Raw genomic sequence first — 268 nt, 5'->3', positions numbered from 1 at the left:
ACAGCCAATGGCGACTCTTCTTGGACACATCAGATTCTTTCCGGTTTTGAACTTTCCAGTATGTGAAAAGGTGGGGCTTTCATGGCTGCAGGTGGCGGTAGCAAGGCAATCGTGGCGGCACTGGCGGCTAACCTCGCCATCGCTGTGCTGAAGTTCCTCGCGTTCTTCCTCACGACGTCCTCGTCCATGCTGGCTGAGGCTATCCACTCCGTGGCCGATTCGGGCAACCAGGTTCTGCTGCTCGTTGGCGGCAAGCGGTCCAAGCGGG

General features: G+C 58.2%; 1 protein-coding gene. It reads left to right on the top strand.

The features are described 5' to 3' along the window. Nucleotides 1-81: 81 nt before the first annotated feature. Nucleotides 82-268, top strand: a 187-nt coding sequence (locus tag SB764_RS40725; protein ID WP_410866859.1) for a cation transporter, incomplete at its 3' end; no start/stop codon positions are given.

It is taken from the genome of Paraburkholderia sp. SIMBA_027 (assembly GCF_046535315.1).
In the GTDB taxonomy this organism is placed as follows: Bacteria; Pseudomonadota; Gammaproteobacteria; order Burkholderiales; family Burkholderiaceae; genus Paraburkholderia; species Paraburkholderia tropica.
This window is presented reverse-complemented; position numbering and strand designations above follow the sequence as displayed.